Below are 14,746 nucleotides of genomic sequence, written 5' to 3'. Positions count from 1 at the left end.
CTTACTCCGCGTCGAGCCCGTAAGCGGTGTGCAGCACGCGCACCGCGAGTTCGGTCTCGTCCTCGTCGATCAGCACGCTGACCTTGATCTCGCTGGTCGAGATCGCCTGGATGTTGATGCCGCGGTCGGCCAGCGCGCGGAACATCGTGCTGGCGACGCCCGCGTGGCTCTTCATGCCGACGCCGACGACGCTGATCTTGGCGATCTTGTCGTCGCTGATGATGCGGTTGAAGCCGATCTTGTCCTTCGCGCTCTCGAGCAGGTCGATCGAGCGGAGCAGGTCGGTGCCGGGGACGGTGAAGGTCACGTCGGTCTCGCCCTTTTCGCGGCCGACGTTCTGGATGATCATGTCGACGTTGATCCCGGCGGCGGCGAGCGGGCCGAAGATGTTCGCCACCGCGCCCGGCTTGTCGGGCACGCGCGTGACGATGATCTTCGCTTCATTCTTGTCGTGGGCGATGCCGGTGATCAGCTGCCGTTCCATCTGATGTTCCTCTATTTCCTCGTCGCTGACGATCATCGTGCCTTTTTTGGGGGCTTCGTCGCCCTCGACGAAGCTCGAGAGCACTTGCACGCGCACGCCCTCTTTCATCGCCAGCCCGACCGAGCGCGTCTGGAGCACCTTGGCGCCGACGCTCGCGAGTTCGAGCATTTCCTCATAGGTCACATAGTCGAGCTTGCGCGCGCGGGCGACGATGCGCGGGTCGGTGGTGTAGACCCCGTCGACGTCGGTGTAGATGTCGCAGCGGTCGGCCTTGAGCGCCGCGGCGACCGCGACCGCGCTGGTGTCCGAACCGCCGCGGCCGAGCGTTGAGACGCGGCCGTCGTCCATCATGCCCTGGAAGCCCGGGATCACCGCGACCTCGCCCTTGGCCATCGCGGCGCCGAGCGCGCCGGTGTCGATGTCGGCGATGCGCGCGCGGGCGTGGGCCTCCTCGGTGCGGATCGGGAGCTGCCAGCCGAGCCAGCTGCGCGCCGGAGTGCCCATCGCCTGCAGCGTCAGCGCGAGCAGGCCCGACGTCACTTGCTCGCCCGCGGCGACGACAACGTCATATTCGGCGGGGTCGTAGCGCGGGTTGGCCTCGCGGCAGAAATTGACGAGCCGGTCGGTCTCGCCTGCCATCGCCGAGACGACGACCGCGACCTCGTTGCCATTGGCGACTTCGCGCGCGACGAGCTTCGCCACGGTGCGAATTCGTTCGGTGCCCGCCATCGACGTGCCCCCGAATTTCATCACGATCCGCGCCATCTCGCCCCGCTTTCAAGAAACTGGTTTCCGCCGCAACTTCTCAGCATTTCCGCGGCGTTCGGCTGTTAGGGAAGGGCGGCGGCCATGGCAAGGTGGCCGCGTTACCTGTGTGGATATATTTTCTTGCCTTGAAGCAAGCGAATGGAGGTTTTGCGTTGAAAAATTGACCTGTGAGGCAAATTTCTTGCGCAGGGCAAGGGGCAGTGCCACATCGCGGGGCATGAGTAGCGCGACGATCGACCCCAACGAAGCTGCCCATTTCGGCGCGCTTGCCGCCGACTGGTGGGACCCGCACGGCTCGTCGGCGATGCTGCACAAGCTGAACCCGGTGCGTCTCTCTTATATCCGCGGGCAGATCGATGCGCACTGGCATGGCGATCCGCGCGAACGTCGCCCGCTCACCGGCAAGAGCGCGCTCGACGTCGGTTGCGGCGCGGGGCTGCTCGCCGAGCCGCTCGCGCGGATGGGCGCGGCGGTGACCGGTGTCGACGCGGCGCCCGAGAATATCGCGGCGGCGCAGGCGCATGCGGCGGGGCAGGGGCTGGCGATCGACTATTTTGCCGGCGAACTCGCGACGCTGCCGCCGCGCCAATTCGACCTCGTCACCTCGATGGAGGTGGTCGAGCACGTCACCGACCCTGCGGCGTTCGTCGGCGAGCTTGCGGCGCGGCTGGCGCCCGGCGGGCTGATGATCCTGTCGACGCCGAACCGCACCGCGCTGTCGAAGCTGCTGCTCGTCGAGGCGGCCGAGCGCGTCGGCGCGGTGCCGCGCGGGACGCACGACTGGGACCAGTTTCTGAAACCCGAGGAACTGACGAAGCTGATCGAGGATGCGGGGCTCGAGGTTTTCGACCGCACCGGACTCTCGCCGTCGGCCGCCAAGGGCTTCAAGCTCGGCGGGAGCGAGGCGCTCAACTATCTGGTCGCCGCGCGGTGGCCGGGATGAGCCGCGACCCGCGCGTCACCGCCTATATCGCGGCGCGACAGCCTTTCGCGCAGCCGATCCTGACCCACCTGCGCGAACTGGTGCACCAGCATGCGCCGGGCGCGGAGGAGACGCTGAAATGGGGCGTGCCGCATTTCGTGCTGAACGGCCAGAATCTCGCGGGCATGGCGGCGTTCAAGGAGCATGCGACCTTCGGCTTCTGGCGCGACGAGGAGGTCACCGGGTCGCCGCGCGATACCGGCGCGATGGGGAGCATGGGGCGGCTGGCGTCGCTCGCCGATTTGCCGGGCGACAAGCAGATGGCGACGTGGATCGCCAAGGCCGCGGCGCTATGCGGCGAAGGCAAGCCCAAGCGCCCGGCCCCGCAGCCCAGGGCCGCGCTCGACCTGCCGGGCGATCTGGGCGCGGCGCTGAAGGCCAATGCTGCCGCGCAAGGCCATTGGGACGTTTTCTCGCCCGGCAAGCGTCGCGACTATATCGAATGGGTGATCGAGGCGAAGCGCGAGGAAACGCGCGCCAAGCGCATCGAAACGATCGTTGCGCAGGTCGCCGAGGGCAAGGACCGGCACTGGAAATATAAGGGCTGCTGAGGCGGCCATACCGACCTCGTCATCCCGGCGAAGGGTGTTCAGAGGCACGTGACTCTGAACACGATCTCATCCTCGCTCACTGACGCACCGGCGAGATCCCGGCCTGCGCCGGGATGACGGCTGGTTAGAAGTCCACATCCTCATAATATTTCGGCGGCGTCACGATTTCCATCCGTTCGGCCAGCAGCGGCCGAAAGCTCGGCCGCGACTTGAGGCCCGAATACCAGCCTTTCGTCTGCTCGTGCCCGGTCCAGTCGATCCCGCCGAGATAGTCGGCGACCGAGATATGCGCCGCGGCGGCGAGGTCGGCGAGGCTCATCGTCGCGCCGGCGAGCCAGGTGCGGTGGTCGATCAGGTAATCGACATAGTCGAGATGCTGGTTCGCCGCCTTCATCGCCTCGCGTAGCGCGCCGCCGTCGGGGGGCTGGCGGTGGACGATGCGCTTCTGCATGCGCTCGAAGAGCAGCGGGCCGGTGACCTCATAATAGAAATCATGGTCGAACCAGGCGGTCAGCCGGCGGATTTCGGCGCGATTGGCGGCGGTGCCGTTGATCATCGCCTTGCCCTCGACCGTCTCCTCGAAATATTCGGCGATCGCCATGCTGTCCATCAGCACCTGCCCGCGCGCATTGTCGACCATCACCGGGGTGCGCCCGGCGGGGTTCAGGTCGATGAACTCGTCGCGGCGCTCCCACGGCGATTCGCGCACCAGTTCGTAACCGACGCCCTTTTCGCCGAGCAGCAGGCGGATCTTGCGCGAGAAGGGGCAGAGCGGAAATTGGTAAAGTTGCCACATAGCGTGGGCATAGCGGCAGCGGGGCGCCGCACGCAACGCCTATGGCGTAACGCGGCGGAATGCGTGTGGATCAGCGACGCGCCGCGTCGCGTTCGCGCTCCCATTGCGCAGCCATATCGCGTGCCATATCCTTGAGAATGGGGGCATAAGCCGCGGCGGCGGTGGCGAGGTGGCCTGCCATCCGTGAGGTTGCGCGGACGTCGCCGCCGAGGCGGCGGCCAGTGTCGGGATCGGTGCCCGTGACCTCGCCCAAAGTTGCGTCGGGCGGGATATAAGCTGCCGATGAGTCGGGATCGACGCGCGCGATCGCCTCGGCGAGCGGGCCGATGTTGGTGCGCATCAGCGCGTCGACGAGCGCGGTGACGGTCGAGGCCATGCGGTCGCTTTCGACCGGATCGGTGAGCGCCTCGGCGGCATCGCGCACGTCGGCGGCCTGCGCCGGCAACGGCGCAGCGATGGCGAGCAGGGGGAGGGCGGCCCAATAAAGTTTCGGCGTCCAGCGGCGCATGGCATCTTCCTTTCGGGGAATGACGCGGGGGTTGGTCAAGGTCGGGCGTTTAGAGCGCGCACGCTTTCGCTGGGCTGAATGGGCGCGAGGGATGCGATGAGGCGATGCGATGGCGGGTCAGGTCGATCCTCCCCTTGGCGAAGCCATGGGGAGGTGGCGGCGGCTTTAGCCGCTGACGGAGGGGTAATATCGCCGGCGTCGACCCCTCCACCACCGCCTGCGGCGGCGGTCCCCCTCCCCAACGCTTCGCGATGGGGAGGATCTTTTCGACTACTCCGCCGCCACTTCCGCGATTTCGGCGTCGCTCAACGGGTATTCCAGCCGCGACAGCATTTCCTTCGGGCAGATCTGCCAGAACTGGCCCTGCCAGCGGTCCCAGTCGGCGAGGATTTCGGCCGACCATTTGCTGCCTGTCGCGCGCGCATGATCCTCGACCAGCGCCTTCAGCACGCCTTCCCAATGCGCGCTTTCGATGCGCTGCCAGACGATCGATTCGCTATTGGCGCGGCGTTCGAAGCTGGCGTCGCCGTCGAGCACAAAGGCCATGCCGCCGGTCATGCCCGCGCCGAAGTTCGAGCCCACGGCGCCGAGGATCACCGCGATGCCGCCGGTCATATATTCGAGGCCGTTGGCGCCGCAGCCCTCGACGACGACGTGTGCGCCCGAGTTGCGCACCGCGAAGCGCTCGCCCGCCTGGCCCGCGGCGAGCAAAGTGCCCGCGGTCGCGCCGTAGAGGACGGTGTTGCCGACGATCGTATTGTGCTGGCTGACCAGCGGGCTCGACACCGTCGGGCGCACGACGATGCGGCCGCCCGACAGGCCCTTGCCGACATAGTCGTTGGCGTCGCCGAAGACTTCGAGGGTGATGCCCTGGCAGAGGAAGGCGCCGAGCGACTGGCCCGCGGTGCCGCGGAGGCGGACCTGGACATGGTCGTCGGCGAGGCCCTTCATCCCGAAGCGCGCGGTGACCTCGGCCGACAGACGCGTGCCGACGGCGCGGTGGGTGTTGCGGACATTATAGGTGAGCTGCATGCGCTCGCCGCGCTCGAACAAGGGCTTGGCGTCGCTCAAAATCTGCGCGTCGAGGCTGTCGGGCACGGGGTTGCGGAAGCTCGGCCCCTGCGAGCGGCGCTGCTCGTCGGGGGCGTCGACCTTGGCGAGGATCGGATTGAGATCGAGGTCGTCGAGATGTTCGGCGCCGCGGCTGACCTGGCGCAGCAATTCGGTCCGGCCGATGACCTCGTCGAGGCTGCGGCAGCCGAGCTTGGCGAGGATTTCGCGCACTTCCTCGGCGATGAAGGTCATCAGGTTGATGACCTTCTCGGGGCTGCCGGTGAACTTCGCGCGCATCTTCTCGTCCTGCGTGCAGACGCCGACGGGGCAGGTGTTGCTGTGGCACTGGCGGACCATGATGCAGCCCATCGCGACGAGGCTGAGCGTCCCGATGCCATATTCCTCGGCGCCGAGGATCGCGGCGATGACGATATCGCGCCCGGTCTTGAGCCCGCCGTCGGTGCGCAGGCGAATGCGGTGGCGCAGGCCGTTGAGGGTGAGGACCTGGTTGACCTCGCTGAGCCCCATTTCCCACGGCGTGCCGGCATATTTGACGCTCGTCTGGGGACTTGCGCCGGTGCCGCCGGTGTTGCCCGAGACGAGGATGACGTCGGCGTGCGCCTTGGCGACGCCCGCCGCGACGGTGCCGATGCCCGCCGAGCTGACGAGCTTGACGCAGACGCGGGCCTTGGGGTTGATCTGCTTGAGGTCGTAGATCAGCTGCGCCAGATCCTCGATCGAATAGATGTCGTGGTGCGGCGGCGGCGAGATGAGCATCACGCCGGGGGTCGAGTGGCGCAGACGTGCGATGAATTCGGTGACCTTGAAGCCGGGGAGCTGGCCGCCTTCGCCGGGCTTGGCGCCCTGCGCGACCTTGATCTCGATCTCGTCGCACGCGCCCAGATATTCGGCGGTGACGCCGAAGCGGCCCGAGGCGATCTGCTTGATGTTGCTGTTGGCGTTGTCGCCATTGGCATAGGGCTGGTAGCGTTCGCTCGCTTCGCCGCCTTCGCCCGACACCGCCTTGGCGCCGATGCGGTTCATCGCGATCGCCAGCGTCTCGTGGGCTTCCGGGGAGAGCGCGCCGAGCGACATGCCCGGGGTGACGAAGCGCTTGCGGATCTCGGTGATCGCCTCGACGCTGTCGAGCGCGACGCCGGTGGCGGGATAGTTGAACTCCATCAGGTCGCGCAGATACACCGGCGGCAGGTCGGCGACGCCGCGCGCGAACTGGAGGTAGGTCGAGTAGCTGTCGGTCGCGACCGCCGTCTGCAGCAAATGCATCAGCTGCGCCGAATAGGCGTGCGTTTCGCCACCCGCGCGCTGGCGGTAGAAGCCGCCGATGGGGAGGGTGGTGACACGGCTGTCGAACGCCGCCTCGTGCTTCTCGGTCGCGTTGATGAAGAGCGACTGATAGCCCTCGCCCGAAATCTTCGCCGGCATGCCGGGGAAGAGGTCGTTGACGAGCGCGCGGCTGAGGCCGACGGCCTCGAAATTATAGCCGCCGCGATAGGAGGAGATCACCGCGATCCCCATCTTCGCGAGGATCTTGAGCAGCCCGTCGTCGATCGCCTTGCGGAAGCGCTTGAGGCAATCGCCCAGCGAAAGCTCGCCGCCGAACAGCCCGCGTGTCCAGCGGTCGGCAATCGCGGCTTCGGACAGATAGGCATGGACCGTGGTCGCGCCGACGCCGATCAGCACCGCAAAGGCGTGGGTGTCGAGCACCTCGGCCGAGCGGACGTTGATCGAGGCGTAGCTGCGCAGGCCCTTGCGCACGAGGTGGGTGTGCACCGCGGCGGCGGCGAGCACCATCGCCATGCCGACGCGGCCTTCGCCGATGCTCTGGTCGGTGAGGAACAGCTCGCTGCGTCCCGCACGCACCGCATCCTCGGCTTCCTTGCGCACGCGCGCGATGGCCTCGCGCAGCGTCGCGGCGTCGCCGCCGGTGGGGAAGGTGCAGTCGATGTCGGCGACGGCATCGCCGAAATAGGCGCGCAGCCGATCCCAGTCGTCGCCGACCAGCACCGGGCTGTCGATCACGAGGACATGGTCGCTCTGCCCCTTTTCGTCGAGGATGTTCGCGAGATTGGCGAAGCGCGTCTTGAGACTCATCACATGCCGTTCGCGCAGGCTGTCGATCGGCGGGTTGGTGACCTGGCTGAAGTTCTGGCGGAAGAATTGCGCGACGTGGCGCGGCTTGTCCGAGATGACCGCGAGCGGGGTGTCGTCGCCCATCGAGCCGATGGCTTCCTTGGCATCCTCGACCATCGGCGAGAGGATGAGCTCCATATCCTCCATCGTCAGCCCGGCGGCGACCTGGCGGCGGAGCAGTTCGCTGCGGTCCCATTGCGGCAGGTTCGACTTCCCGCCCTTGGGCAGGTCGGCCATGGTGCGGAACCCCTTGACGCGCGCGGCATAGTCGGCGGCGCCCGCGATCTTGTCCTTGATCGCGCGGTCGTCGTAGAGCTGGCCTTCTTCGAGGTCGACCGCGATCATCTGGCCGGGTCCAAGGCGGCCCTTCTTGCGGATGCTCGCCTCGGGCAGCAGCACCATGCCGCTTTCGGAGCCGACGACGAGCAGATTGTCGGCGGTGAGCGTGTAGCGCAGCGGGCGGAGCGCGTTGCGGTCCATGCCCGCGACCGCCCAGCGGCCGTCGGTCATCGCGAGCGCGGCGGGGCCGTCCCACGGCTCCATCACGCTGGCGAGATAATTGTACATCGCGCGGTGGCTGTCGGGCATCTCGGCCTCGTCGCCCCACGCCTCGGGAACGAGGATGAGCTTGGTCGTCGGCGCGTCGCGGCCGGCGCGGCACAGCGTCTCGAACACCGCGTCGAGCGCGGCGGTGTCCGATGCGCCCGCGGGGATCACGGGCTTGATGTCTTCCGAATGCTCGCCGAAGGCGAGGCTCGCCATCTTGATCTCGTGGCTCTTCATCCAGTTCTTGTTGCCGCGGATCGTGTTGATCTCGCCGTTGTGCGCGAGGGTGCGGAACGGCTGGGCCAACCACCATTGCGGGAAGGTGTTGGTTGAATAGCGCTGGTGGAAGATCGCGACGCGGCTCTCGAACAATTTGCTCGTGAGGTCGGGATAGAAATCGGCGAGGCTCTCGGCGAGGAACAGCCCCTTGTAGATGATCGAGCGCGCCGACAGGCTGCAGATATAGAAATCGGCGATCTGCGCGGCGATCACCTTCTTCTCGATGCGGCGGCGGACGAGGTAGAGGCGCTTTTCGAATTCGGCGAGCGACTGTTCGTCGGGCCCAAGGTTTTTTTCGCCGCTTTGCGGCAAGGGGGGCCCGGCGATCATGATCTGCTCGATCTCGGGGCGCGTGCGCTGCGCCTTGTCGCCGATCACCGAGACGTCGACGGGGACCTGGCGCCAGCCGTAGATGGTGTAACCCGCGTCGATGATCTCGGACTCGACGATCGTGCGGCAATGTTCCTGTGCGTCGAGGTCGGTGCGCGGCAGGAAGACCATGCCGACCGCGAGGCGGTTCGGGCGCACCTTGTGCCCCGACGCCGCGATCGCATCGTCGAAGAAGCGCACGGGCAGGTCGACATGGATGCCCGCCCCGTCGCCGGTTTTGCCGTCGGCATCGACTGCGCCGCGATGCCAGACCGCGCGCAGCGCCTCGATCGCCGCCTCGACGACGCGGCGCGAGGCCTTGCCGTCGGTCGCGGCGACCATGCCGACGCCGCAGGCGTCCGATTCCATGTCGGGGCGATACATGCCCTCGGCTTCGAGGCGCGCGTGATCGGAGGTGGGATAGTGGGTCATTTTCTGCAGTCCTGGCCGTGTGGCTGGTTGTTATTCGTCGGAGGCGGGCGCCTTGTCCTCTTTTTCGAGGCGCTTGCGGGCGTTGGCGATCGCGGCCTGCTGGGCCTCCATCGAGCGGCCGAAAATCTCGTTCGATTCGGCTTCGATCGCCTCGACCTTGGCGAGGTCCTCGGCGCTCCAATTCTCGCGCTCGTACCAGGGGCCATAGTCGTCGACCGCCATGGCGTCGGCGTCGGCGGCTGCAGCGGCGGCGTCGGCCGCGCCCATGGCCGCATCGTCATAGGTTGCTTCTTCGGCCGACTTGTAGAGGTCGCGCTGGTCCTTGAGCGTCTGGACGTCGACCTGGAGCAGCCCCGCGAGCTTGCCCAGCTCGGCGTCGCTGAGGTCGGAGAGCTGCTTTTCCTTGGGCAGGTCCTTGAACTTGCCTTCGAGCTCGGGGCCGCGCGCGACCCATTTGTCGATCATCGGCGGCACCGAGCGGATGATCGCCAGCATCACTTCGGGATCGGCCTGGAGCGCCATCCATTCATTGGCATAGGCGCTGCCCGCCGGGGTCGCGAAAAATTCGTTCATCTGGCTCAGCTGGTCGGCGCTGAACTTGCGCGCGAAGGCGGCGGCCATGCCGTCGCGCATCGGCGCCTCGAGGTCGCGGAGCACTTCGCTGACCAGCGGCTTGACGTTCGTCATGATCTGCTCTTCGCGCGCCTTGCGGTTCGGGTCGAAGATGTCGGCGATCTTTTCGCGCGTCGGCTCGTCGAGCGCGGCGATCTTTTCGCTTTCGACGCCGGTCTTGTACGACAGCATCAGCTCCGACAGGCCGCCGAATTCGCCGAGGAACCCGCGGAACAGCTTGCCGTAGAGATTGTCCATCATCTTTTCGAGGCTGCCCGCGGGGACGAGCGCGCCGGTCGTCTTCTTCGCGAGCGCGAGCTGCGCGGGCGGGATCGCGGGCAATTGGTCGACACCATAGATCTTCTCGATCAGCGCGATCGCTTCGTCGATCTCCTTCTGCATCTTGGCCTTGGCCTCGGCGGCCATGGCCTCGCTGGACATTTCGGCGGGCTCGTCGGCGACGAGGATCTCGGCTTGCGGCGCTTCCTTCGGCGCGGCGAGCGCGGGCGGCGCGACAAGAACGGCGGCGCCGGCGAGCAGAACGGATTTCAGAATCGACACAGATATGATCCTTCCCTGATGGTCATGCTGCCTTCTTTTCGCTTTGTGCCTTGGCTTTCAACCACTTTGCCATCTGCTCGCTGACGTCGCGGCCGTCGCGGATGCCCCACACCACCAGGCTGGCGCCGCGCACGATGTCGCCCGCGGCGAAGACGCCGGGCAGGCTGGTCATCATCGTCTGGTGATCGACGCGCAGCGTGCCCCAGCGCGTAACGCTGAGGTCGGGGGCGCCGAACAGGTGCGGCAGTTCCTCGGGGTCGAAGCCCAGCGCCTTGATCACCATGTCGGCGGGCAGGTCGAACTTGCGCTCGGGGTCGGCCTCGGGGCTGCGGCGGCCGCTGGCATCGGGCGCGCCGAGGCGCATGCCCGCGACCGCGACCTGCTTGACGCGGCGCGTGGCGGTGAAGCCCTCGGGCGCGGCGAGCCAGACGAATTCGACGCCTTCCTCCTCGGCATTGGCGACCTCGCGTTGCGAGCCCGGCATATTCTCGCGGTCGCGGCGATAGAGGCATTTGACCGAGCGCGCGCCCTGGCGCACCGCGGTGCGCACGCAGTCCATCGCGGTGTCGCCGCCGCCGATCACGACGACATGCTTGCCCATCGCGTCGAGGCGGCCGTCTTCGAACTCCGCGACCTCGTCGCCGAAGCCCTTGCGGTTCGAGGCGATGAGATAGTCGAGCGCGGCGACGACGCCCTCGGCCTCGTTGCCGGGCACGTTGATCTCGCGCGGCTTGTAGACGCCGGTCGCGATCAGCAGCGCGTCGTGCTTTTGCCGCAGCTCGTCGAGCGTCGCGTCGGCGCCGACCTCGAAGCCCAGGTGGAAGTGGATGCCGGCCTCGGCGAGCCGCTCGATGCGGCGCATCACCACATCCTTTTCGAGCTTGAAGCCCGGGATGCCATAGGTGAGCAGGCCGCCCGCGCGGTCGTGGCGGTCGTAGACATGGACCTCGTGCCCCGCGACGCGGAGATATTCGGCGGCGGTGAGGCCGGCGGGGCCGGCGCCGACGATGCCGACCGACTGGCCCGTGGGCTTGCCGACGTGAACAGGTTCGACCCAGCCCTCGGCCCAGGCGGTGTCGGTGATATATTTCTCGACGCTGCCGATCGTCACCGCGCCGTGACCCGAGAATTCGATCACGCAATTGCCTTCGCACAGGCGATCCTGCGGGCAGATGCGGCCACAGATCTCGGGCATCGTCGAGGTCGCGTTCGAAAGCTCATAGGCCTCGCGCAGCCGGCCCTCCGCCGTCAGACGCAGCCAGTCGGGGATATGATTGTGCAGCGGGCAGTGCACCGAGCAATAGGGCACGCCGCATTGCGAGCAGCGCGCGGCCTGCGCATCGGCGTCGGGCGCCGAATAGCGCTCGGCGATTTCGCGGAAATCGCGCGCGCGCTCCTCGGCGGAACGCTTGTCGGGATAATTTTGGTCACGCTCCACGAACCGGAGCATGCGATCGGCAGCCATGCTTATTTCCCTTCTCGCGAAGGCGAATGGCGGGCCAAAGTCCCGATGTCACGGACGAAATGCCGATTAGGTCAGTATAGTTGACCTTAAATTGGAGGTGATTCGGAGCGAAATCGTCTCCCGCGCAACTATCTTTCGCAATTTGTACAAGATCGGCCCTATCTCATCGCGAGCCACACCAGCGCCGCGGCGCCGACGATGATTCGGTACCAGGCGAAGGGGGCGAAGCCGTAGCGCGTCACCACCGCGAGGAAGGCCTTGATCACCGCCCAGGCGACGACGAACGAGACAAAGGCGCCGATCGCGATCAGCCCGAGGTCGTTCGAGGTGATCGCGTCGCGATGCTTGAACAGCTGGAGCACGGTCGCGCCGGTCAGCGTCGGCAGCGCGAGGAAGAAGCTGAACTCGGCCGCGGTCTTGCGGTCGACGCCGAAGGCCATCGCGCCGAGGATCGTCGCCCCCGAACGGCTGACCCCGGGGATCATCGCGATGCACTGGACCAGCCCGACGAGGATCGACTGGCGCATCGACACATTGGCGACGCCGCCGACGTCCACCGTCTTTGCATAGCGTTCGACGAGCAGGATTGCGAAACCGCCGACGATCAGCGCCCAGGCGACGACGACGGCATTTTCGAGCAGCAGCTCGATATAATCGCCGAAGGCGAGGCCGAGGATCACCGCGGGAAAGAAGGCGATAGCCAAGTTGCGTACGAAGGCGATCGCCTGCGGATCGCGGCGGAACAACCCGGTGAACATCTCCCAGAACAGCTTGCGGTAGAGCACGACGATCGCGAGGATCGCGCCCGGCTGGATCGCGATGTTGAAGATCGCCCAGCGCCCGGCGTCGTAACCGAGCAGCTCGGTCGCGAGGATCAAATGGCCGGTCGACGATACCGGCAGGAATTCGGTCAGCCCCTCGACGATGCCGAGGATGATCGCGGTCATGATCGCACTCATCGGATCAGGACCTGGCGGCGGGGGAGGGGAAGCGGGAGGAGGGTCATGGGCATCCTGCGGGTGGGACGAGGGGATAAGAAAGGGCGCCCGACACCAGCCGGACGCCCTTTGCCAGACCTACGGAAGGGAGGCCGTTTTTTCCAGCGGCTATTTGAACCGCGCGTCGCACGCTTTCAGCACATTGGCCGGCGGGCCGAGATCGATCGCCTGCTCGATCAGCTTCGCCGGGCTGGTCGCGAGCTCGAGGTCGGGCATCTTGCTGCCGTCCTGCATCCGCTTCGCGACCGCCTTGGCTATCGCGCCTTCCTCGCCTTCGATGCCGCCCATCAGCCCGGCGTTGAAGCTGCACGCGGCGACCGCCTGCCCCTCGTCGGTCGGCAGCGTCACCGTGCCGTTCGCCGCGGCCTTCGGATATTCCTTGACGCAGGCGTCGGTCAGCGGGCCGACCGCACCCGAACTCACCGCCCATTCGATATGCCCCAGCATCCCGTTCTGCGCGCCCGCGATGCCGCCGTCCTGGTTCGCCGCGACGAGCAGGAAATAGGAGGATTGCGGGCTCTGCATCACCAGCTTCTGGACGTCGGCGGGCGTGCTGGCGCCATCGCCGAGCGACGCCGCCACCGCGACCGCGGCGCAGGCCGCGGGCCGTTCCTTTTTGTCGTCGGGTAATTTGGGCAGCGGCTCGGGATCGCCGAGCGCATAGGCGGCCTTGCACTGGTTGAGCGTGCCGATCCAGTTGCCGCCCTTCAGCGTCGCTTCGAGGTCGCCGAGCAGCGCCTTGCCCTTTTCGTCGTCGAGCCCGGTCGCGGCAAAGAAGCCGGTTTCGTTGACGACCGACTGGAGCAGGTCCTGCCGCCGCTTCTGCTCGGCCGCGCTGTCGCCTGCCGTCGCGGTGTAAGCGGCCGCGGCGCGCCCGCACAAGGTCGCGCGCTCGGCGGCATCCTTCGGCAATCCATGCAAATCGGCCGGCGTATTGTCACAGCCGGCCAGTATCAGTGCCGCGCCGACCAGCGCGGCCGTTCCCCCGAATTTCATGCCTTATCCCCCGCATCGACCAGATGCGACCCCGGAATCTAGCTAGCAGCTTTTCGGCTCGGCGCCAGAGGCAAGCGATCAGCGCGCGCCGAGTTCGGCGAAGCGGCCGTGGCGGCGATATTGCACCAGCCAGCCGTCGGCGACCGCCGCGAGCGAAGTCGGCACGATGCCGAGTTCGGCGAGCGACGCCGTGCCCGGCATGACGACATTGTCGCGCTGGAGCATCAGCCACTGGTCCTTGGTGATCGGCGCGCCGGGCGCCCAGCCGAAGCCGGTGGCGAGTGCCGATCCAACGAAATCGGGGATCTCGACGAACAGCGGGCGGCGGCCGGTCGCGTCGGCGATCCAGCGCTGAAGCTCGAGCATCGACAGTATCTGCGGGCCGCCGAGTTCGAAAATCCTGCCCGCGGCGCCGCCGCCGAGCGCGGCGACCACGGCGTCGGCGACGTCGCCGACATAGACCGGCTGGAACTTCGCCTTCGGCGCGATCACCGGCACCACCGGCGCCATGCGGATCATCCCTGCGAAGCGGTTGATGAACCTGTCCTCGCGCCCGAAGACGATCGAGGGGCGCAGGATCGCGGCCTGCGGAAAGGCGGCGCGGACCGCGGCCTCGCCTTCGCCCTTGCTGCGGCCGTATTTCGACGCGCTTTCGGCATCGGCGCCGATCGCCGAGACATGGACGAGCGCCGCGACACCCGCGGCGGCCGCGGCGGCGGCGACGTTGCCCGCGCCGTCGGCCTGCACCGCGGCCATGTCGTCGAAGCTGCCGACGAGGTTGATCGCGGCGTCGCTGCCCTGAAGCGCGCGCGCGACGCTTGCGGCATCGCGGACGTCGGCGGCGACGAACTGCGTCTGGCCGAGCCCGCCCAAGGGCTTGAGGAACAGCGCCTTGCGCGGTTCGCGCTCGGCGATACGGACGCGCGCGCCGCGCGCGAGCAGGCGCTGCACGACATAGCGGCCGATAAAGCCGCCGCCGCCCAGCACCGTGATCAATTGTCCGTCGAGATTCTGCATGGCGCCCATCTTTGTCCGAGTCCGTCGCGGCGCGGGGCCGCCCGAGGCCCCCATGCCGCGAAGCGCCGCGCCGGGCAAGGGGGCAGGGCGCCGACCGGGCGCGCAAATGCGTGGGCGGGACAGAAAAATCGCGCCGGGCGCTCCGGCGTGGTTGACAAGCCGCCAGCCCCGCCGCTAA

At 67.4% G+C, this 14,746-nt stretch carries 11 protein-coding genes; 2 read left to right on the top strand and 9 right to left on the bottom strand.

The features are described 5' to 3' along the window. Window position 1 precedes the first annotated feature (1 nt). Window positions 2-1,249 (bottom strand): aspartate kinase, encoded by a 1,248-nt coding sequence (locus AC1RNQ_RS06220; RefSeq protein ID WP_493169758.1) that lies wholly within the window; start codon window positions 1,247-1,249, stop codon window positions 2-4. Between the two features lie 220 nt (window positions 1,250-1,469). On the opposite strand from AC1RNQ_RS06220, the gene ubiG reads away from it, so the two are divergent. Together ubiG and AC1RNQ_RS06210 are read left to right on the top strand one after the other, a co-directional pair. After that, the gene (ubiG, locus tag AC1RNQ_RS06215) at window positions 1,470-2,195 is read left to right on the top strand and encodes a bifunctional 2-polyprenyl-6-hydroxyphenol methylase/3-demethylubiquinol 3-O-methyltransferase UbiG (protein WP_493169757.1); all 726 of its coding nucleotides are present in this window, start codon (window positions 1,470-1,472) and stop codon (window positions 2,193-2,195) included. Continuing rightward, window positions 2,192-2,785, top strand: coding sequence for a YdeI/OmpD-associated family protein (locus AC1RNQ_RS06210; RefSeq protein WP_493169756.1), 594 nt, complete (start codon window positions 2,192-2,194; stop codon window positions 2,783-2,785). Before ubiG ends, AC1RNQ_RS06210 begins: the two co-directional genes overlap by 4 nt. Before the next feature lie 124 nt (window positions 2,786-2,909). Here AC1RNQ_RS06210 and AC1RNQ_RS06205 read toward each other — a convergent pair whose 3' ends face one another. The 8 genes from AC1RNQ_RS06205 to AC1RNQ_RS06170 all read right to left on the bottom strand — a co-directional run bounded on the left by AC1RNQ_RS06205 (window position 2,910) and on the right by AC1RNQ_RS06170 (window position 14,568). Next, window positions 2,910-3,581: a glutathione S-transferase family protein gene (locus AC1RNQ_RS06205; RefSeq protein WP_493169755.1), complete on the bottom strand. Its 672-nt coding sequence runs from the start codon at window positions 3,579-3,581 to the stop codon at window positions 2,910-2,912. A gap of 70 nt (window positions 3,582-3,651) precedes the next feature. Further along, entirely contained in the window at window positions 3,652-4,089 is a 438-nt protein-coding gene (locus AC1RNQ_RS06200) for a hypothetical protein (RefSeq protein WP_493169754.1), read from the bottom strand. Between the two features lie 270 nt (window positions 4,090-4,359). Then, complete coding sequence (gltB, locus tag AC1RNQ_RS06195) at window positions 4,360-8,919, bottom strand: glutamate synthase large subunit (RefSeq protein WP_493169753.1); 4,560 nt, start codon at window positions 8,917-8,919, stop codon at window positions 4,360-4,362. A gap of 30 nt (window positions 8,920-8,949) precedes the next feature. Continuing rightward, window positions 8,950-10,092 carry a DUF2059 domain-containing protein gene (locus AC1RNQ_RS06190; protein ID WP_493169751.1) on the bottom strand — a complete coding sequence of 381 codons (1,143 nt, stop codon included), beginning with the start codon at window positions 10,090-10,092 and terminating at the stop codon, window positions 8,950-8,952. A gap of 22 nt (window positions 10,093-10,114) precedes the next feature. After that, the gene (locus AC1RNQ_RS06185; RefSeq protein WP_493169749.1) at window positions 10,115-11,557 is read right to left on the bottom strand and encodes an NAD(P)-dependent oxidoreductase; all 1,443 of its coding nucleotides are present in this window, start codon (window positions 11,555-11,557) and stop codon (window positions 10,115-10,117) included. Window positions 11,558-11,715: 158 nt separating this feature from the next. Then, the gene (locus AC1RNQ_RS06180) at window positions 11,716-12,516 is read right to left on the bottom strand and encodes an undecaprenyl-diphosphate phosphatase (RefSeq protein WP_493169748.1); all 801 of its coding nucleotides are present in this window, start codon (window positions 12,514-12,516) and stop codon (window positions 11,716-11,718) included. Window positions 12,517-12,663: 147 nt separating this feature from the next. After that, window positions 12,664-13,551: a hypothetical protein gene (locus AC1RNQ_RS06175; protein ID WP_493169747.1), complete on the bottom strand. Its 888-nt coding sequence runs from the start codon at window positions 13,549-13,551 to the stop codon at window positions 12,664-12,666. A 78-nt stretch (window positions 13,552-13,629) separates the two neighbouring features. Then, window positions 13,630-14,568, bottom strand: a complete 939-nt coding sequence (locus AC1RNQ_RS06170; RefSeq protein WP_493169746.1) for a complex I NDUFA9 subunit family protein — start codon at window positions 14,566-14,568, stop codon at window positions 13,630-13,632. Window positions 14,569-14,746: the final 178 nt, after the last annotated feature.

It is taken from the genome of Sphingopyxis sp. GW821-FHT12F08 (assembly GCF_058806755.1).
This window is presented reverse-complemented; position numbering and strand designations above follow the sequence as displayed.